Raw genomic sequence first — 19,188 nt, 5'->3', positions numbered from 1 at the left:
GAACGACGTGGGCCGGGGCCGCTACCACAGTTGCCGTAGGTGGTCCCGGAGTTCGCGTGCGACCTGTGCCATGAGGGCCTCGGCCCCCGGCTGGCTGCCGGCCGGGACGAGTGATTCCGTGAGGGCGGCGATGGCGAAGGCCTGGCCGTCGGCGTGCTCGACGACGCCGATCTCGTGGCGCAGGTTCAGGAGCGAGCCGGTCTTGGAGGACCAGGTGGTGGCGTCGGAGGTGAAGTCCGGGGCGAGCCGGTGCCGGAGCACGTTGTGGGCCATGAGGTCACGTACGCGTTCGGCCACCTCGGGGTGGATCTTCGACGGTGTCCACAGGGCCTGGAGCAGTTCGACCCAGGCGCGTGCGCTGCCGGTGTTGGCGCGGGTGGTGTCGAGTTGGGGCACCCGGTGGCCGCGGCCGCTGGTGCCGGCGTCGATGGCGAGGGAGTGGGCGAGGTGGACCTCACTGGCGTCGAGGCGTTCGACGGGGGTGTCCATCAGCTCGTTCATCGTGTGCCGGACGGTGATGTCGCGCAGGTCGAGCTCGTGGAGGATCTCGGCGACCCGGGCGGGCGGGGTGAGGCCGAACAGGGCGTCGGCGGCGTGGCTGTCACTCAGGCAGGTGCTCAGGTAGAGCAGGTCGTCGACCGCGATCCGTGCGGGGTGGCGGAAACGGCTCAGCCCGATGGGGCCGGCCGTGGTGATCCGCCCCGGCGGCACGTCGAGGGCCGTCGCTCCGTCGAGCTCGCCCCGCCGGATGCGTTCGAGCGTCGCCATCGCGAGCGGGACCTTGACCAGCGACGCGGACGGCAGCGGGGTGTCCGGCTCGATCCCCAGCTCTTCTCCCGTGTGCAGATCCCGCACGAGCAGGCAGCCGTGCAGGCCCCCGTCGCGCAGTTGCCCGCGCAGGTCGTGCAACAACGCCTCGGTGCTCAAGTCCCCGCCCCTCCTGCCCCTGCCTCTTCTCCTGCCCCTGCCCCTGGCCCTGGCCCTGGTCCTGCCCCTGGTCCTGCCCCTGGCCCTCCCGGGGTTGCCGCGCCCAGACAGCGGGCGACGGCGTCGCCCAGGCGCGCCTCGACGATCTGTGGATTGCCGTCGCCGACGGCGGCCAGGGCGAAGCCCCGGCCGAGCGTGATCTCGCCGACGGGCCGCCAGGCCAGGGCGAGTTCCTCGGCCTGGACGGGCGAGCACAGCAACAGGTCGCGTGAGCACAGGACTTCCGCCGCGGCGGTCGTCAGGTCGGGCGCGGCGACGAGCTGTGCGGGCCGCAGACCGACCGCGTCGCGTAGTCGTGTCAGTGGGTCGCGGATGTGCGGCACGTCGTCCTCGGGCTGGATCCAGACGCGGCGGGCGGGGCCGGAGGAGGCTCGTCCGACCCGCAGTGTTTCGAGGTAGACGCGGTTCACGCCCGGATCCCGGGCACCGGCGAGGCCGAGCGGCACGGACCACCTCGCGTCGTCGGCGGGCACCGCGAGCAGGGCGGCCCGCACCTGTTGCGCGTGGAGGAGTTCCCTGCGCTGCGCCGGTCCCGCGACGCGCAGATCGAGGGTGACGCCGTGCCCGCGTGCCTCCGCGACGAGGCGGGCGAGACCGGCCGTGGAGCAGATGCCGGGCACCGCGAGCCGCCACGGCTTGCGCTTGGCGGCCTCCGCCTCGTGCAGCAGCACGTCGGCCGCCTGCACGAGCTGTCTGGCCGTCGGCAGCATCTCCCGGCCGAAGGGGGTGAGGACGGCCCGCCGTGACGTGCGCTCGAACAACGGCTCGCCGAAGCGTTCCTCCAGCGCGGCGACGCGACGGCTGGCCACGGACTGCGACATCCGGGCGGCGGCCGCGCCGACCGTGAAACTGCCGTGCTCGCTGACGCTGACGAACGCACGACACGCTGCCACCAAGTCCACGGCCGGAACCTTATGCCAGATCCACGGCTCGGCCCCATGCTGAATCAGCATGGAACGGAGCGTTCGGGTATTGGACCGCATGGCGGCACGGCGGTGAGGGTGATCACCGGATCTCCGGATCTCGGGGTCTTGCGATCTCGGGGCCTTGGGATCTCCGGATCTCGGGATCTCCGGATCTCCGCACTCATGACACCCAGGAGGCTGGACCATGCGGATCACACGCCACACCCCTGCCCGCCACACCCCTGCCCGCCGAGGTCTGCGCGGCGCGCTCGCCGCGCTCGCGCTCGTCGTGCCGCTCGTCGCCTGCGGCCAGGAGGGCTCCGCGACCTCGTCGGCCGCGTCGGCGTCCCCGGTCGCGGCGGCGAGGCCGATCACCGGCGCGTCAAATGAACTGAACGAACTGAACGAACTGGAGGAACTGGAGCGCAAGTTCGACGCCCGGCTCGGCGTCTACGCGATCGACACCGGCACCGGACGCGAGGTGGCCTACCGGGACGGCGAGCGGTTCGGCTACCACTCCACGTTCAAGGCGCTCGAAGCCGGCGCCGTTCTGCGGAAGTACTCCCTGAGCGGTATGGACAAGGTGGTCAGGTACTCCGAGGACGACCTGGTCGCCAACTCCCCGATCACCGAGGAGCACGTCGAGACCGGGATGACGCTGAGCGAGCTGTGCGACGCCGCCGTCCGGTACAGCGACAACACCGCGGCAAACCTGCTGTACGAGGAGCTCGGCGGCCCCAAGGCTCTCGAAGCGGAGCTCAGGAAGCTGGGCGACCAGGTCACCTCGATGGATCGCATCGAACCCGACCTGAGCAACTGGGTGCCGGGCGAGACCCGGGACACGACCACCCCGCGGGCACTCGCCAAGGACCTGCGGGCGTACGTTCTCGGGGACGTCCTCCGCAAGCGGGAGCGCGCCCAGCTCACCACGTGGCTGAAGACCAACACCACCGGGAACGAGGTCATCCGGGCCGGGGTGCCCGAGGGCTGGGTGGTCGGCGACAAGACCGGAAGCGGCAACGGCTACGGCGCCCGCAACGACATCGCCGTCGTGTGGCCCCCCGACTCGGCCCCCATCGTCATGGCGATCCTGACGAACCGCGGCAAGGCGGACGACACCCACGACAACAAACTGATCGCGGAAGCGGCCTCCGTGGTCGCCGACAAGCTGTCGTAGTCCCGACACGCTGTTGTAGTCCCGACACGCTGTCGTGGTCGCCGACAAGCGGTCGCAGTCCCGGCGCACTGTCGTACCCCGATCAACGACGTCGCCGTAGCGGACTCAGCCCCGGCCGAGCACCACCGTCCCCGACGAGCAGAACCAGCCGCCCGTCCCGGACGCGACGGCCAGCCGGGGCGTGCCGCCGTCCGCCGCGCGGACCTGCCGTCCCTCGCCGGCCTCCCCGCGCAACTGCCGTACGGCCTCCACGAGCAGGAACAGTCCCCGCATCCCCGGGTGCTGGGCCGACAGGCCACCCCCGTCGGTGTTCACCGGCAGGTCGCCGGTCAGCGTCAGCCGCCCCTCCTCCACGAACGCCCCGCCCTCGCCCTTCCCGCAGAAGCCGAGGTCCTCCAGCGTCACCAGCGTCATGTACGTGAAGGCGTCGTAGATCTCGGCGAAGTCGATCTCCTGCGGGCGCACCCCCGCCCGCTCGAAGGCGAGGCGCCCGCTCACCGCCGCCGGGGAGACGGTGAAGTCGGCCCACTCGGACATGGTGGTGTGCGAGACATGCTCCCCGGTGCCGAGGATCCACACCGGGGTCGGGCGGCAGTCCCGTACGTACTCCTCGGCCGCCAGCAGCACCGCCGCCCCGCCGTCGGACCGTATGCAGCAGTGCAGCTTGGTGAAGGGGTCCGCGATCATCGGGCCGGACAGGACGTCGTCCACGGTGATCGGTTCGCGGAACATGGCCTCGGGGTTGGGCCCGGCGTTCGCGCGGGCCTGGACGGCGACGGAGGCGAGCTGCTCCAGCGTGGTGCCGTACTGGTGCATGTGGCGGCGGGCGGCCATGGCGTACTTGGCGATGAGGGTGTGGCCGTAGGGGACCTCGAACTGGAGAGGGCCGCGGGCTCCGAAGGACAGGTTGCCCGTCCTGCGTCCCGCCTTGATGTCCGCGCGGGCCGTCGAGCCGTACACGAGCAGCACCGCGTTCGCGTGGCCCGCCGCGATCGCGTCCGCCGCGTGGGCCGCCATGACCTCCCAGGTGGAGCCGCCCACGGAGGTGGAGTCCATCCACGTCGGCCGCAGCCCCAGGTACTCGGCTACCTCCGCGGGGGCCAGTGTGCCCAGCCCCGCCGACGCGAAGCCGTCGACGACCTCGCGGCCGAGACCCGAGTCGGTCAGGGCCCGGCGGGCGGCCTGGGCGTGCAGAGCGTACGGCGTCGCGTCGTCCACGCGGCCGCAGTCGGAGAGGGAGACGCCGACGATCGCGACCCTTCGACCGGTCACAGCAGCAGTCATGAATCTGACGGTACATCAGATCAGTGTGCGCCGGGGGAGGGGTGGGGGTGTGCAGCCGGGTGCGCCGGGCCTAATATGACGGAGCGTCAGGTCAGGCCTCAGTGAGGAAGAGGGGACCGCCCATGGACGCCCGCTTCACCGCCGAACAGGAAGACATCCGGCGCACGGTACGGGAGGTGCTCCTCAAGCGCTGCGGCCCGGAGGAGGTGCGCGCGGCCCTGCGGACCGAGGAGGGGTACGACGGCGGGCTGTGGACCACCTTCGCCGACCAACTGGGCCTGCCCGGACTGGCCGTGCCCGAGGCGTACGGCGGGATCGGGTGCTCGGCGACCGAACTGGCACTGGCGGGGGAGGAGCTGGGTCGCGCGCTGGCCCCCAGCCCGTTCCTCGCGACCTGTGTCGTGGTCGCCCCGCTGCTTCTCGCGCTCGGCACGCGGGAGCAGCGCGCCGACCTGCTGCCGCGCCTGGCCGGTGGCAGGGCGACCGCTGCCCTGGCCGTGCCGGGTCCGCGCCTTGGGGCCGCCCTCGGACTGACCGGCGACAACCACGGGGACTGGGCCGGGGGCGGGCGCGCGGGCGGAGTGCAGGCGAGGCGCGTCGACGGCGGGTGGCGGCTGTACGGGCAGGTGGACCAGGTGCTCGACGGGCACAGCGCGGAGCTGCTGGTGGTGGCCGCGCACACCGGAGGGTACGCGCGGTCGCGCACGCTGCTGTTCACCGTACGCGCCCCGGCGGACGGCCTGACGCGCGTACGGCAGACGGCCCTGGACGAGACACGGCCGCGGGCCCGCCTGGAACTGCGAGACGTGGCCGCGGAGTTACTCGGTCCCGGAGAGGAGACGGACGACGTACTCCAGGCGCTGGCCGGCACCGGGGACACCGTCGCCGCCGTCCTGGCCGCCGAGGCCGTGGGCGTGGCCGGCCGGGCGCTGGAGCGAACGGTCGCCCACGTACGGCAGCGGGAGCAGTTCGGGCGGCCGATCGGGTCCTTCCAGGCGGTCAAGCACCGGCTGGCGGACGTGTACGTACGGGTGCAGGCGGCGCGGTCGGCGGCGTACTACGCGGCCTGGGCGACGGCCCGCAGGGCCCACACCGTCCCCCCTGGGGAGCGGGTGGGCGGGCTCGCGCTCGCCCAGGCGCTGGAGGCGCTGCGGGTGGCGGCGGCCGAGGGCATCCAGTTGCATGGGGGTATCGGGTTCACCTGGGAACACGACGCGCACCTGTCCTTCAAACGGGCCGCCGGGGACGAGCTGCTCTTCGGCCCCGTGCACCGGCTGCGCTCACACGCGGCCGACGCGGCCAGGCTCTTCGAGGACGGGGAGGTGGCGGTCTGATGGCGGCCCCGAGGAAAGCCCCGAGGAAAGCCATGAGGAAAGGGAGCGATCTGGGTGTCCGGCTGGTGCAGAGGATGTCGTCCACGCGGACGTTCGCGCGGATCGCGCCGCACGTCATCCCCGCGCTCGACCGCGCGACCCACCGGCTGACCCGCGGGAGGGTGCTGCTCAGCGCGCAGCTGCTGCCCGGTGCGATCCTGACGGCCACCGGGGCGAGAAGCGGTCAGCCTCGCCGTACGCCACTGGCCTGCATGCCGGAGTCCGTGTCCGGCGGGCGCCCCGCGAGCTGGCTCCTCATAGGCTCGAACTTCGGACGCACCAGCCACCCCGCCTGGACCGCCAACCTCCTCGCCCACCCCGACGCCGAGATCAGCTGGAAGGGCGAGGACATACCGGTCAGGGCGCGGCTGCTGGAGGGGGAGGAGCGGGCGGCCGCGTGGCAGGCGCTGCTGGCGTTCTGGCCGCCGTACGCGACGTACCAGGGGAGGGTGGAGCGGGAGATCCGGGTGTTCCGGATCGTACGGCGCTGACGCCCCCATACGTCGACAGGCGGCAGCCTCCCGGGGAACGGGTCAACTGCCGCCTGTATGACAGGACTTGCAAGCGAAGCGAATCTCTCGAAATCTTTCGCTACTTGGTCGGCTTCCTGCCCGTGATGCCGAGGTGCACCAACAGGGACAGATTCGGCTTCAGTTCGGCCTGTTTGACGCCCCAGCTCTGGAAGCCCTTCTGGTGCGAGGCCACGGCGGCGAGCATGGCGACGATCGAACCGGCGATCGCCGCCGGGTTCACGTCCTTGTCGACCCTGCCTTTCGCCTGGAGCTCGGCGACCGCGTCCGCGAGGGAGTTGTTCACGGAGTTCAGGATCTTCATACGGATCTTGTAGAAACGTTTGTCGCCCTCGGCCGCGCCCAGGTCGACGACGCGCAGGATCGCGTCGTGCCTGCGCCAGAAGTCCAGGAAGCCGTCGACGAGCTCCTGTGCGGTCTGCCAGCCGGCCTTGCCGACCCAGGACCGTCCTTCGAGCAACTCGGTCAACCCGGCGCCCTCGGCGGCCATTTGATCAGCGATTTCCAGGACGGCGCCCTCGACGTCCGGGAAGTACTGGTAGAAGGTCGCGGGCGAAGTCCCCGCCCTCCGGGCGACATCGATGACCTTGACGTCCCGGTACGGGGAGGAGCTGAGCATCTCGCTGAGGCAGTCGAGCAGCTTCTGCCGGGTCGCCTGCCCACGTCGGCCGGCCACGCGGCCGTCGACGGTACGCACTTGTCCTGTCATGCCGTCAGCTTACCGAGGGGTGATGGGAGCGCGATTCGGCCGACTGCAAATGGGGCGTACGGCTTTCACCAAGGGGTTCGTGGGGCGGGGGTCGACGTGAATGGCGAGTTTCTTTCGCCCCCGCCGCCCCTACCCGTCCCATCCCAGGGGGCTGCGCCCCCAGACCCCCGCTGCCGGCCTGAACGGCCCGTCCTCAAACGCCGGCCGAGCTGGATCTTTCAGCCCCGCCCAGCAGAAACCCCGCCGCTCCGGCGATTGAGGAGCCGGGGGCGCCCCCGGAAATGGCGCCGGGGGGCTGAGGGGAAGGGCCGGGGCGGAGCCCCGAGGTGCAGGGCCTAGGTGCGCGGCCCCGTGGGGCGGTCCGGGGGGCCGAAGGCGCGGTGGCTGGGGGTGCGGTGGCCGGGGGTGCGGCCCTGTGGTGCGGGTCCGGGGTGGAGCCTGAGGCGCGGGGCGGGGGCGGAACGTGGGGTGCGGGGGCGGGCTGGAGCCCCGAGGTGCAGGGGCGGGGTGCGGCCCTGTGGTGCGGGGGCGGGGTGGAGCCTTGAAGCGGGGAGGCCGGGGGGAACCTGAGGCGCGGGGCCGGGGTGGAGCCCGAAGGTGCGGTGGCCGGGGGTGCGGCCCTGTGGTGCGGGTCCGGGGTGGAGCCTGAGGCGCGGGGCGGGGGCGGAACCTGGGGCGCGGGGCCGGGGTGGAGCCCGAAGGTGCGGTGGCCGGGGGTGCGGCCCTGTGGTGCGGGTCCGGGGTGGAGCCCTGAAGCGTGGGGCCGGGGGCGGACTCTGAAGTGCGGGGCCTGGGGCGGGGCCTCGGAGCGTGGAGACCTGAAGCGTGGGGCCGGGGTGGTGCCCCGAGCTGCGGTTGCCGGGGGTGCGGCCCCGTGAGGCGGGTCCGGAATGGAGCCCTGAAGCGCGGGCCCGGGGTGGAGCCCTGAAGCTGTGGAGCCCTGAAGCGGGGGGCTGGGGCGGAGCCCTGAAGCGTGGAACCCTGAAGCGTGAGGCCGGGGGGCGCACCCTGGAGTGCGGGGTCCGGGGTGCCAGCCTCGGAGCGCGGAGCCCTGAAGTGCACGGCCCGGGGCGGAGCCTCGGAGTGCGGGGTTCTGAAGTGCGGGGGCGGGGCGGAGCCTCGGTGTTCGGGGGGCAGGGGGCGGAGGCCCCTCGGGTGGGGTTGAAGGGGCGGAGCCCCTGGGGATGGGACGGGTAGGGGCGGCGGGGGCGACGACCTCCCCGACGCGCACCGGTTGGGCTACCCGTTCGCGCGCCCCGCCTCAAAGCCCGTTACGTTGGCCGTATGGCCGATACGGCACCACACGTCGGACCGTACCCAGAGGGCGTCCCCTGCTGGGTGGACGCGCAGTTGCCCGACGTGGAGGCGGGCAAGCGGTTCTACGGCGGCCTCTTCGGGTGGACGTACGGCGAGGGGTACGGCACCTCTGTGTGGGCGTACAAGGAGGGCGAGCCCGTCGCCGCCCTGGCGCCCAAGGTGAACGGCCGCATGCCGACCGTCTGGACCCTCCACTTCGCGACCCCCGACGCCACCGCCTTGGCCGAGCGGATCGAGTCCTACGGCGGCCGTCTCATCACCAACCCCACCCGCCTTGGCCCCCTCGGCGCCACGGCCCTCGCCATCGACCCGGAAGGCGCCGTCTTCGGCCTCTGGCAACCCGGCACCCACCAGGGCTTCGGCCGCCGCCACGCACCCGGCACCTTCGCCTGGGCCGAGCTGTACGCCCGGGACACCAAGGTCGCCAACGACTTCTACGGCGCCCTCTTCCACGACGCCCTCTTCGGCCCCGGCGCCTCCCCCGACTTCGGCCGCGCCGAACTCGTCGAGGTCTTTCCGCCCGAGATGCCGCCCCACTTCCTCGTCCACTTCGGCGTGACGGACGCCGAGGAAACGCTCGGAACCGTGCAGCGGCTGGGCGGACGCGTGCAGGTACCGCCGTTCAACGCCACGTACGGGCGTGTGGCGGTGGTCACGGACGACCAGGGGGCGTCGTTCGCGCTGCTTCAGCGCTGAAGGCGGCCCACCTACGGCCACCTAAGGCTACCTACGGCTGGCGCTGACTACGGCTACCGCTGATACCGGTCCTTCCAACCGCCAGTATCAGCCACTCCCGGCCGCCTTCTATGCTTTCTGAAGTCTCAAGAACTCCCAGAAGTCACCAGAACCCGTCCCAGGATCCGGGCGGCGGCTTCCCCTGAGGGTGTATCCCGTGGTTTTGTCCTGAGACACCCCGATCCGCCTCCGGGTTCGCAACCGGTGGCGCGGGCAGGAAGAATCGGGGGGCGTGCCGCCGCGGCGGTGCCGTGGTGAGACGCTGCACGGGGTCGTGTTCATTCGAGGGCGACGCGGCCCGTACGGGGAGGTGGCAGGGCAAGTGGTGGATCAGCTGACGCAGCACGATCCGCGGCGGATCGGGCCGTTCGAGGTGCTGGGACGGCTGGGTGCCGGCGGCATGGGGCTGGTCTATCTCGCGCGGTCGGCGTCGGGCCGGCGAGTGGCGATCAAGACGGTCAGGACGGAACTCGCCGAGGACCAGTTGTTCCGGGTTCGTTTCACACGCGAGGTCGAGGCGGCGCGGGCCGTCTCCGGCTTCTACACGGCGGCCGTGGTCGACGCCGACCCGCGCGCCGCCGTGCCGTGGCTCGCGACCGCGTACGTGCCCGCGCCCTCGCTGGAAGAGATAGTGACCGAGTGCGGGCCGCTCCCGGCCCAGGCGGTGCGCTGGTTCGCGGCGGGCGTCGCGGAGGCCCTCCAGTCGATCCACGGGGCGGGGCTGGTCCACCGGGACCTGAAGCCCTCCAACGTGCTCGTCGTCGAGGACGGGCCGAGGGTGATCGACTTCGGTATCGCCTCCGGTGTGTCCAACACCCGGCTGACCATGACCAACGTCGCCGTCGGCACACCCGCCTACATGTCGCCCGAACAGGCGAAGGACTCACGGAGCGTGACCGGCGCGAGCGATGTGTTCTCGCTCGGTTCGATGCTCGTCTTCGCGGCGACCGGGCACGCGCCCTTCCACGGCGCGAATCCCGTCGAGACCGTGTTCATGCTGCTCAGGGAGGGACCGGACCTCTCCGGGGTCCCCGATGAGCTGCGGCCGCTGATCGAGTCCTGTATGCAGATGGACCCGACCGCGCGCCCCAACCCGGCCGACCTCCAGGCCCAGCTGGCGCCCCATCTCTTCGGCTCCGGCTCCGACGACAGCGGTACGGCCTCCGCGTGGCTGCCCGAGAAGGCGGTCACCCTCATCGAGGCACGCCGCGGCGGCCGCTCGGTGACGCATCCGGGAACCACCACGGGTGTCGGAGGCGGTAGCGGCGGTGGCGGTGGCGGGGGAGCCAGGCCCGGGCCGCAGATCCCGCCCCCGCCGTCGTACGACCCCGTACCCGTACCCGTGCCCGTACCCGCGCCCGCACCCGCCGGCGCCCCCGACACCGGTCCCGTACGGCTCGCGGGCGCCCAGGTGCCCATCGGGCCCGGCCCGCGCGTGGCCGACGCCCGCGCCGCCGCCGTGAAGGCGCCCCCTCCGGAGGCGGGCCTCGTGGCCTCCTGGGCGCGCCCGCGCCCCGGCGTGAACGGCGCCGACCCCGCGCACCACGCGACCACCGCACCACCCGTGCCCCCGGAGGCGGGGGCGGGCTGGCGCCCCTGGCGTTTCCGTATGTCGAACGACGTCTGGGGGACCCCGGCAGTCGCCGACGACCTGGTCTACGTCACCTCCTTCGAGGTGCACGCGCTCGACGTGGCGACCGGCCGCCGCCGCTTCAAGACACGCGACGTGGCCTGGTCGATGGCGGTCGCGGACGGCCGCATCCACGCCTCCGACGGACCCACCCTGTTCGCCCTGGACTCCCGCGAGGGCAACGACCTGTGGCGGCTCTCGGTGGACGCCTGGGTGTATTCGCTGAAGGCCGACCGGGGCACCGTCGTCACCGGCACGCGCGGCGGCGGCGTCCAGGCCTGGGATGCTGCGAACGGTCAGAAGCTGTGGGAGATCACCGGCGCTCAGACCGACTTCGAGTCCCCTGAGGCGGGCCCCCTCGTCCAGGACGGCACGGTCTTCGTCTGGAAGGACGCCCGGCTGCGCGCCCTGGAGGCCCGTACGGGTGAGGAGCGCTGGTCGTACCCCATCGGCGACGCGGCCTCCTGCGGCGGCGTCCCGGTGCGTCTGACGCCCGTCGCGGACGGCTACGTCTACGTCTCGGCCGGCTCGCGCGTGCTGGCCATCGACATCGCGGGCGGCCATGTCCGCTGGCACTTCGAGGCCCCGGCGGTGTTCCTGTGCGCACCGACCTTCGTGCCCGGACCGGCGGTCACGGGCGGCGGCATCTACCTCGCCGACTACCTGGGCACGGTCTACGCCCTCGACGCCGCCGACGGCCGTGACCGCTGGCGCATCGCGACGGAGGCGCGCTCGTCCATCGACCCGGTCCTGGTCGCCGCGGGCCATGTCCACGTGGGCAGCGGCAAGGGCCTCTACACGCTGGACGCCGTCACCGGCACGCCCAAGTGGCGCTTCCAGGCGGGCGGCGACATCGTGGGCGCCCCCGCCGTCGCCGAGGGCCGTATCCACTTCGGTTCCACCGACCACCTCCTCTACACCCTCAAGTCCGACGACGGCCGCCTCCGCTGGAAACTGGCCACGGGCGGCGAGATCACGGGCCCTCCCGTGGTGAAGGACGGGGTCGTGTACGCGTGCAGCAAGGACCGGTGCGTGTACGCGCTGGACGCGGAGAAGGGGACGGGGACGGCTCGGACCACGTAGAGGCCGTGTGGACGGTTGTGGGATGTGGCCGGGACGCCTCCGGAGCGCTGCTAGGGTGGCGTGCACCTGTCATCCAGCAGTTGCTCGTATGCGGGTGCAATGCCAGGCAGTGCCCAGCAGCGCCGAGCAATGCCCAGCTGCGCCAAGCAACGTCAACACAACGGTCCTCACCGTAGTTCTCAACGGGGGTTGAAGAACGTGAAACTTCGTCATGTCCGGGCAGTCGCCGTCTTCGGCATAGCCGTCATCGCCCTCACCGGCGCCCGCGGCTCCCATGGCGGTGGCTGTGACAACTCCGGTTCCTCGTCGTCGAGTTCGAGCAGCGGCGGCTCCACCGGGGGCACCACCGGTGACGTCGGCAAGGACGACGACTACAGCGACGGTACGACGACGGGCGGCACGAGCACCTCGGGCTCCGGCCTCTCCTCCGGCTCCACGGGCGGCAGCAACTCCGGCCGCGCCGCCAAGGACGTGAAGATCGAGTCCTGCGAGTTCGACGCCGCCCGTGGCATCGTCGCCCGCGTCCGCGCCACCAACAGCAGCGCGGCCACGACGTACACCTACGAGTTCAACGTCACCTTCGAGGACCCGAGCGGTTCGGTCGTACGCACCAGCAACTCCACCATTCCGTACGTCACCGCCGGTTCCTCCGGCACCCTGGACGTCGCCGCCGCCTACGTCCCGGCGGACGGGGAGAACGTGAGCGGCAGCACATGCCGGCTGAGCGGCGTGACGCGGACCTCCGAGTAGCTCCGCGCACCGTCTCAACGTGTCCTGAAGTCCGGGCGGCGGGCGGAGAACAGCTCCGCCTGCCGCTGCGGGGGCAGGTTGCCGAGGGCCACGAGATGCCCCGCGTGCGCGAGCGCCTGCGCGCGGGACGCCTCCTGCGCCGCCCAGCACGCCCGCACCGTCCCCTGCACCGCCTCGGCCGGATACGAGGCGATGACGGACGCGCACCGCACGGCCGCCGCGAGCGCCTCGCCGGGCGCGGTCACCTCGGACACCAGCCCCACCTCGTACGCCCGCCGCGCGGAGACCCGCTCGGCCGTCCCCATGAGCGCCATCCGCGCCACCTCCCCGAACGGCATGCGCTGGGCCAGGTAGATCGACTCGTACGCGCTGACCATCCCGTACGTGGTGTGCGGGTCGAAGAAGGTCGCCGTCTCGTCCGCGACGACGAACTCCGCCTCGCCGATGAGATAGAACGCCCCACCGCAGGCCATCCCGCCCACGGCCACGACGACCGGCTTCCACAGGTCGTTCGCCTTCGGCCCGACCGCGATGAGCGGGTCGTCCACCATGTACGGCGAGCCGGGCTGCGGCACCTCGGCGCTCCGGTCGAGCCCCGTACAGAAGGCCCGCTCTCCCGCACCCGTGAGGACCACGGCCCGTATGCTGTCGTCGAACCTGAACTCCCTCCAGGCCGCCGCCAGTTCACCCGCCATCTCCAGATCGATGGCGTTGAGGCGCTCGGGCCGGTCGAGGGTGAGGACGGCGACGCCGGTGTCCTCGTCGACGCTTCTCCGCAGACCGCCGCTCGCGCTCACGCCCGCTCCAGTACCCACTGGGGCAGACCGTCCGCGTCGAAGACCACCTGCACCCTCGCCCCGATCCGCACCCGCTCCCTCTCGACGGAGTCGAGCCGCGCGCCCGCCTCGGTGACCAGGTTCCCGACGAGCCGTATGCGGGGCGCCTCGGCCAGTTCGACGAGGACCACGGGGTAGGGCGCCTGCTCCGCGTAGTCCGGCAGCAGGGGCGGGTGAGGGACGACGTACGACCAGACGCGCCCGTGCCCGCTCACCTCGCGCCACTCGCTCGCGAAGGACTGGCAGTGCGGGCAGCAGGGGCGCGGCGGGAAGCGGAGCTCACCGCAGTCGGCGCACGCCTGGATCCGGAGCTCGCCCCGGCGGGTGTACTCCCAGAAGGGGGCGCCGTCGTCGTCCACGACAGGTGTCAGCATCACTCGACTCCTCAGGTACTCAGGTCCACAGGTACTCAGGTCCGCAGCAGCAGGGCGGAGGTGGGCACTCCCTCACCGGCCGTGACCAGGCACGTGGCGGCGTCCGGGACCTGGGCCGTACTGGCGCCCCGCAACTGCCTCACTCCCTCGTTGATGAGGTTGAAGCCGTGCACATACGCCTCACTCAGCCCGCCCCCACTCGTGTTGAGGGGCAGCCGGCCGCCGATCTCCAGCGCGCCCCCCTCGGTGAAGGCGCCGCCCTCGCCGCGCCGGCAGAATCCGTAACCCTCCAGCGACAGCGGTATCAGCGCGGTGAACGCGTCGTAGATCTGCGCGACGTCCACGTCCTCGGGGCCGAAGTCGGCGTGTTTCCACAGGTGCCGGGCGGCGGTCCAGGCGGGGCCGGTCAGGGGGTCGTCGTTCCAGTAGTTGACCATGCCGTGGTGTTGGGCGGGCAGGCCCTGGGCGGCGGAGTGGACGTACACGGGCCGGTGGCGGCAGTCCCGCGCCCGCTCGGCGGAGACGATGACGCAGGCCAGCGCGCCGTCCGTCTCCAGGCAGTTGTCGAAGAGGCAGAGGGGCTCGCTGATCCACCGGGAGGTCATATACATGTCCCGGGTGAGGGGACGCTCGTACATGATGGCGGCCGGATTCTGGTTGGCGCGGTTGCGGCAGGCGAGCGCGACGTTGAACAGGTGGTCCCGTGTGGTGCCGTACTCGTGCATATGGCGGCGGGCCAGCATGGCGATCTCGTCGACCGGCCTGAGGAGGCCGAAGGGGCGTGTCCACTGGGCGGGCGTGGGGAGCTGGACGGCGGTGTTCTTCCAGGGGCGCGGCCCCGACCCCCGCTTCCGAGACCGCCAGGCGACCCCGACGCTCGCCTGCCCCGTCGCGACGGCGGCGGCCAGATGCGCGACGGTGGCACACGAACCGCCCCCGCCGTACCCGACCTTGCTGAAGAAGGTCAGATCCCCGAGCCCCAGCGCCTTCGCGATCTCGACCTCGTCCGTCTCCTCCATGGTGTACGAGGCGAGCGCGTCGACCTCGCCCGGGTCGATCCCGGCGTCATGGAGGGCGGCGAGGATCGCGCGGCACGCCAACGCCTTCTCGCTCTCCGGGAGTTGCTTGGCGAAGGCGGTCTGTCCGATCCCGACGACGGCGGTCGCGTCCTTGAGGGTGGCCATGCGCACGCACCTCCACGGGTGTGCCCTGAGTGCCCCTGATGCCGCTACGTACTGACAGCCCGTCAGGTTACAGCTAATCTGACGGACAGTCAGCTAGTAGGCGGTCAATAGGCGGTCAGCAGGTGCGGCCGGCTGTTCCGGCTTCGGTGCCACGGCTTCGGGAGGCCTGTCGTGCGCGGTGACGTGGAGTGGGGGAGCATTCCCGGACTGGTCCGGTCGGCGGCCGAGCGGTACGGGCCGACCGAGGCGGTGGTGGAGGGCCGTACGCGCCTGACGTACGCGGAACTCGGCGCCCGCGTCGAACGCGCCGCGGCGGCCTGCGTCGCGAACGGTGTCCGGACCGGCGACCGGGTGGCGATCTGGGCGCCCAACACCCTCGACTGGATCGTCTCGGCCCTGGGCGCGGTCTCGGCGGGCGCGGTCCTGGTCCCGCTGAACACACGGTTCAAGGGCACGGAAGCGGCGTACGTCCTCGAACGCAGCCGCGCGAAGCTGCTCTTCGTCACGGGCACCTTCCTCGGCACCTCGTACGTGGCGTCGCTGCGGCGGGCCGCCCGGCAGGGGCACGGGCCCGGCCCGCTTCCCGCGCTCCCGCACCTGGAGCAGGTGGTGGTCCTCGCGGACGACGCACCGGCCGACTTCCGCACCTGGAAGGACTTCCTGGCGAGCGGCGACGCGGTGGCGGCGGGGCGGGTGCGCGACCGCGAGAGGTCCCTCTCGGGGAACTCGCCCTCGGACATCGTCTACACCTCGGGCACGACCGGCCGGCCCAAGGGCGCGGTGATCACCCACGCGCAGACACTGCGCGCGTACGAGGTGTGGAGCGACCTGGCGGGCCTGCGCCACGGCGACCGCTACCTCATCGTGAACCCCTTCTTCCACACCTTCGGCTACAAGGCGGGCGTGCTGGCCTGTCTGATGCGGGGCGCGACGATGATCCCGCAGCCGGTGTTCAACGTGGACACGGCCCTGGCGAACATCGCCTCGGAACGCATCTCGGTCCTCCCCGGCCCCCCGACCCTCCACCAGTCGCTCCTGGACCACCCGTCCCGTGACGACCACGACCTGTCGGCGCTGCGGCTGGTGGTGACGGGCGCGGCGGTCGTCCCCCTGCAACTGGTCGAACGGCTGCGGTCGGAACTGAGGGTCGACACGGTCCTCACCGCGTACGGGCTGTCCGAGGCCAGCGGCATCGTGACGATGTGCCGACGCGGGGACGAGGCCCAGGCGATCGCGTCGACGTCCGGCCGGGCGATCCCGGGGACGGAGGTCAGGGTGGCGGCCCCGTCGGGCGCGCCGCGGCCCGTGGGCGTGCCCGGCGAGGTCCTGGTCCGCGGCTTCAACGTCATGCGGGGCTACTTCGAGGACCCGGCCGAGACCGCGAGGGCGCTCACCCCGGACGGCTGGCTGAGGACGGGCGACGTGGGCGTGCTGGACGAGGCGGGCAACCTCCGCATCACCGACCGGATCAAGGACATGTTCATCGTCGGCGGCTTCAACGCGTACCCCGCCGAGATAGAGCAACTCCTCATGCTCCACCCCGACGTGGCCGACGTGGCCGTGATCGGTGTCCCCGACCCCCGGCTGGGCGAGGTCGGCAAGGCGTTCGTGGTCCGGCGACCGGGGTCCCCGACCACCGCGGACGACCTGATCGCCTGGTCCCGCCGCGAGATGGCGAACTACAAGGTGCCGAGGTCGGTGGAGTTCCTGAGGGAACTGCCGCGGAACGCCAGCGGGAAAGTGGTGAAGGGGAAGCTGCGGGGCGGAGCCTGAGCGCGCCGCCGACCTGTCACCGTTACCTGTCCGGTTACTTGCCCGGGAGGAGGATGGTGGGCTGCTCGGACCGCTCGATCGTGACATGCCGCATGGCCTCCTCCCCGTAGGCCTCCCGGAGGATCGGCTCGGCCTTCTCGGGGTCGGAGACGCCGACGTTCACGGAGTGGCTGGTCATCCCGACCGTCCAGATCATGAAGGTGCCCTTCCAGCGCCCCATGTCACCGCTGATGCGGCCGTGGAGCTTCTTGAGCTCGCCCTCGGTGACGTCGGTGTCGTACAGCCGTATCGTCACGCCCTGCTCGGCGGCACCGCAGAGGTCGGCGTCGAGCTGGTCGGCGTCCTTGCCGGGGATGCGGTAGACGTTCGCGGCCTGGTTCGCGTCATCGACCGACCACCCGGTGAAGCTGTCCCGGTAGGCGTTGCCGTTGCCGTTGCCGTTGCCCTTGGCCTTGGCCTTGGTCGTCTTGTCGATGTACGCCAGCACCCGGTACAGCGGCGTGTCGTCGGGGTAGCTCCCCTTGGGCCCCCAACTGGGCAACCGCCCTTCGGGCTGCGTCCCCACGCACACCTTGGAGGGCGCGGCGGGCGAGGCGGACGAGGCGGCCCTCTCCTTGCTCTCGCTGTCGTCCCCGGCGGCACTCGCCCCCTGAAGCGCCCCGAGCGCCAGCACGGTGACGACGGCACCCGTGGCGCCCCTGGTGACCTTGCGCTTGCTCAAGTCTCCCCCTGTTGCTCTGTGTCCGTGTCCGTCTGGATCGGTACTGGGACGTGGGGGAGGGCGGAGGGGTTCGCTCCGTAAGCCGGGAGGACAGCTCTGCGACGGCTGAGAGCCGCGCGGATCTCAGCGAGCATCTTCGCGGGACGGAGGAAGACGTCCTCCGCGGTGAAGCGCAACAGCGTACGGACCTCCGGGCACTGGAGGACCTGGTTGAAGCGGTCCACGTCCCGGCGGTGGGACTCCCGGGTGCCGTGGTAGGCGTAGCCCTCGATCTCCACGGCGAGCCCCTCGGCACGGAAGAGGAAGTCCAGGAAGCGGAGTCGCCCGTCGGGGGTGCGCAACTCGGCCTGGCTCTCGGGGCGGAGGCCCGCGTCCCGCATCCGGAGGCGGGCGATCGTCTCGGCAGGCGATCCGGCGCGCGGGTCGGCCAGCTCCAGCCAACGGCGGGCCCTGAGCGCGCCTTGAAGGGGAGCGTCCAGGGCGGCGGCGAGGGCAGCCGGCGTGGTGAGGGGAGCCCGCCGCACCCGTCCGACCGTACGCCGGGAGAGCGCCGAGTCCACGGCGACGAGCGCCTCGTCCCTCGGCCCGGCCCGGAGGAGGTCGGCGAGCGTGCGGTTGACGGCGGTGACCCGCAGGCCGCCCCGCTCCACGACCTCGTGGGCAGCGAGAGGGATCCGGTGGACGCGTACGCCCCCGCCCTCCCGCCGGGTGCCGAGGCGTGGGTCGGTGAACTCCAACGGCACGCCCAGCGCCGCGCCCCGTGCCGCGCCCCGTGCCGCGCCCCGTGCCGGGCTCAGCGTCTCGATCCGCCACAGGGCCGCCGCGGCGCGGTGACTGACGACCAACTCCGGCTTCAGCACCTGCACGACCCACAACCGCGTCCTCCAGTCCACCTCCCGCCTGGGCTCGACCCAGACCCCGGCCCGGACCTGGGTCCACCCGTCCTTACGGAGCGCCCGGTTGAGCGACCGCTGGGACCACCCGGCATCCAGGGCACGGGAGGTCAGCAGAACGCCGCATTCGACCAGCCGCTTCAGCTCCGTGCGCTCCACGCCCCCAGGGTGCCGAAGGAGCCGCCGACTCCGCTCGCCCCTGTGGATAACGCCGGGCCTGGGGCCGGGAGGTGGAGGGGCGGGAAGGGGGCCGCCCGCTTCTTGGCCAGTGTCGTGCTTCCGCGACCCGCGTCAAGGGCGCTCCGCTGTCGCTCCGCGTCGCCTTCGGCGATGGCCCTGCGGGCCACCCTTGACCCGGGCCGCTCCAGCACGGGTGAGAAGCGAGCGGGCGGCCCGGGAAAGGCGGGGCCCCGGGTGGTGGGCGCGTACCGTGGGCTGCATTGCCGGCCGGAGTTGACGGCGCGGCCGCGTCTCGCATGCACGCCGGGCGGGTTTAGCGGCGTACGGCGGGTGGGGCGGGAGCACCTCCCCAGTCACACCAGCCTCACGAGTAGTGTCGGGAAGGGTAATTGGCAGCTTTGAGACACCGCCGAACTGCCCGCTCCTGGCCTTACCTGTTCCGGGTGGCCGAAGTCTGCCAATTACCCATTGCGGGGATGTGCGGGTGCTCCTTGGGGACGGGATCGCGGCTGTGCGGCGGGTGGTGTGGCCCTCTTGGTGACGGGCGTTGGCCGCCAAACTCGCCCGGCGTGCCCTCGGTCCGCTGCCGCGCCCCGCTCTCGCCGGCCGTTGGCCGCCAAACTCGCCCGGCGTGCCCCCGGTCCGCTGCCGCGCCCCGCTCTCGCCGGCCGTTGGCCGCCAAACTCGCCCGGCGTGCCCCCGGTCCGCTGCCGCGCCCCGCTCTCGCCGGCCGTGAGCCGCCAAACC

Annotated in this window: 16 protein-coding genes; 7 read left to right on the top strand and 9 right to left on the bottom strand. The window is 72.2% G+C overall.

The annotated features are described in order from the left end of the window. Positions 1-21: 21 nt before the first annotated feature. Together IE262_RS23595 and IE262_RS23590 are read right to left on the bottom strand one after the other, a co-directional pair. Entirely contained in the window at positions 22-927 is a 906-nt protein-coding gene (locus IE262_RS23595; RefSeq protein WP_189876314.1) for a serine hydrolase, read from the bottom strand. Next, positions 924-1,889, bottom strand: coding sequence for a LysR family transcriptional regulator (locus IE262_RS23590; protein ID WP_229877424.1), 966 nt, complete (start codon positions 1,887-1,889; stop codon positions 924-926). The genes IE262_RS23595 and IE262_RS23590 overlap by 4 nt, the downstream gene beginning before the upstream one ends. A 208-nt stretch (positions 1,890-2,097) precedes the next feature. Here IE262_RS23590 and bla point away from each other — a divergent pair, with 208 nt between their 5' ends. Beyond that, positions 2,098-3,069: a class A beta-lactamase gene (gene bla, locus IE262_RS23585; protein WP_189876310.1), complete on the top strand. Its 972-nt coding sequence runs from the start codon at positions 2,098-2,100 to the stop codon at positions 3,067-3,069. Between the two features lie 105 nt (positions 3,070-3,174). Here the strand turns inward: bla and IE262_RS23580 are convergent, their stop codons facing one another. Next, positions 3,175-4,353, bottom strand: coding sequence for a thiolase C-terminal domain-containing protein (locus IE262_RS23580; protein ID WP_189876308.1), 1,179 nt, complete (start codon positions 4,351-4,353; stop codon positions 3,175-3,177). A 122-nt stretch (positions 4,354-4,475) separates the two neighbouring features. On the opposite strand from IE262_RS23580, the gene IE262_RS23575 reads away from it, so the two are divergent. Both IE262_RS23575 and IE262_RS23570 read left to right on the top strand, forming a co-directional pair. Beyond that, complete coding sequence (locus IE262_RS23575; protein ID WP_189876306.1) at positions 4,476-5,687, top strand: acyl-CoA dehydrogenase family protein; 1,212 nt, start codon at positions 4,476-4,478, stop codon at positions 5,685-5,687. 32 nt (positions 5,688-5,719) lie between these two features. Continuing rightward, entirely contained in the window at positions 5,720-6,217 is a 498-nt protein-coding gene (locus IE262_RS23570; protein WP_134033799.1) for a nitroreductase family deazaflavin-dependent oxidoreductase, read from the top strand. A gap of 100 nt (positions 6,218-6,317) precedes the next feature. Here the strand turns inward: IE262_RS23570 and IE262_RS23565 are convergent, their stop codons facing one another. Further along, positions 6,318-6,953 carry a TetR/AcrR family transcriptional regulator gene (locus IE262_RS23565; RefSeq protein ID WP_134034131.1) on the bottom strand — a complete coding sequence of 212 codons (636 nt, stop codon included), beginning with the start codon at positions 6,951-6,953 and terminating at the stop codon, positions 6,318-6,320. A gap of 1,296 nt (positions 6,954-8,249) precedes the next feature. On the opposite strand from IE262_RS23565, the gene kbpA reads away from it, so the two are divergent. The 3 genes from kbpA to IE262_RS23550 all read left to right on the top strand — a co-directional run bounded on the left by kbpA (position 8,250) and on the right by IE262_RS23550 (position 12,480). After that, complete coding sequence (kbpA, locus tag IE262_RS23560) at positions 8,250-8,978, top strand: AfsK-binding protein KbpA (protein ID WP_189876304.1); 729 nt, start codon at positions 8,250-8,252, stop codon at positions 8,976-8,978. Positions 8,979-9,339: 361 nt separating this feature from the next. Further along, positions 9,340-11,730: a protein serine/threonine kinase AfsK gene (afsK, locus tag IE262_RS23555; RefSeq protein ID WP_189876302.1), complete on the top strand. Its 2,391-nt coding sequence runs from the start codon at positions 9,340-9,342 to the stop codon at positions 11,728-11,730. 198 nt (positions 11,731-11,928) lie between these two features. Continuing rightward, positions 11,929-12,480: a hypothetical protein gene (locus IE262_RS23550; RefSeq protein ID WP_134033808.1), complete on the top strand. Its 552-nt coding sequence runs from the start codon at positions 11,929-11,931 to the stop codon at positions 12,478-12,480. A 14-nt stretch (positions 12,481-12,494) separates the two neighbouring features. Here IE262_RS23550 and IE262_RS23545 read toward each other — a convergent pair whose 3' ends face one another. From IE262_RS23545 to IE262_RS23535, 3 genes are read right to left on the bottom strand one after another with little or no spacing between them, the layout of a single operon-like run. Beyond that, positions 12,495-13,277, bottom strand: a complete 783-nt coding sequence (locus tag IE262_RS23545) for an enoyl-CoA hydratase/isomerase family protein (RefSeq protein ID WP_229877423.1) — start codon at positions 13,275-13,277, stop codon at positions 12,495-12,497. Continuing rightward, positions 13,274-13,690, bottom strand: coding sequence for a Zn-ribbon domain-containing OB-fold protein (locus IE262_RS23540; RefSeq protein ID WP_134033814.1), 417 nt, complete (start codon positions 13,688-13,690; stop codon positions 13,274-13,276). The genes IE262_RS23545 and IE262_RS23540 overlap by 4 nt, the downstream gene beginning before the upstream one ends. A 35-nt stretch (positions 13,691-13,725) precedes the next feature. Beyond that, positions 13,726-14,874, bottom strand: a complete 1,149-nt coding sequence (locus IE262_RS23535; protein WP_134033817.1) for a lipid-transfer protein — start codon at positions 14,872-14,874, stop codon at positions 13,726-13,728. 171 nt (positions 14,875-15,045) lie between these two features. Between IE262_RS23535 and IE262_RS23530 the strand changes: the two genes are divergently transcribed. Beyond that, entirely contained in the window at positions 15,046-16,647 is a 1,602-nt protein-coding gene (locus IE262_RS23530; protein WP_189876298.1) for a FadD3 family acyl-CoA ligase, read from the top strand. A 34-nt stretch (positions 16,648-16,681) separates the two neighbouring features. On the opposite strand, the gene IE262_RS23525 is transcribed toward IE262_RS23530, so the two are convergent. Further along, positions 16,682-17,368 carry a hypothetical protein gene (locus IE262_RS23525; RefSeq protein ID WP_189876296.1) on the bottom strand — a complete coding sequence of 229 codons (687 nt, stop codon included), beginning with the start codon at positions 17,366-17,368 and terminating at the stop codon, positions 16,682-16,684. Next, a complete protein-coding gene (locus tag IE262_RS23520) occupies positions 17,365-18,420 on the bottom strand; it encodes a hypothetical protein (RefSeq protein WP_189876294.1) in 1,056 nt (351 codons plus the stop codon). The genes IE262_RS23525 and IE262_RS23520 overlap by 4 nt, the downstream gene beginning before the upstream one ends. Between the last annotated feature and the right edge of the window lie 768 nt (positions 18,421-19,188).

It is taken from the genome of Streptomyces bluensis (assembly GCF_014650715.1).
Taxonomy (GTDB): Bacteria; Actinomycetota; Actinomycetes; order Streptomycetales; family Streptomycetaceae; genus Streptomyces; species Streptomyces bluensis.
The sequence above is the reverse complement of the archived record's forward strand: the minus strand, read 5'-3'. Positions and strand labels throughout refer to the sequence as shown.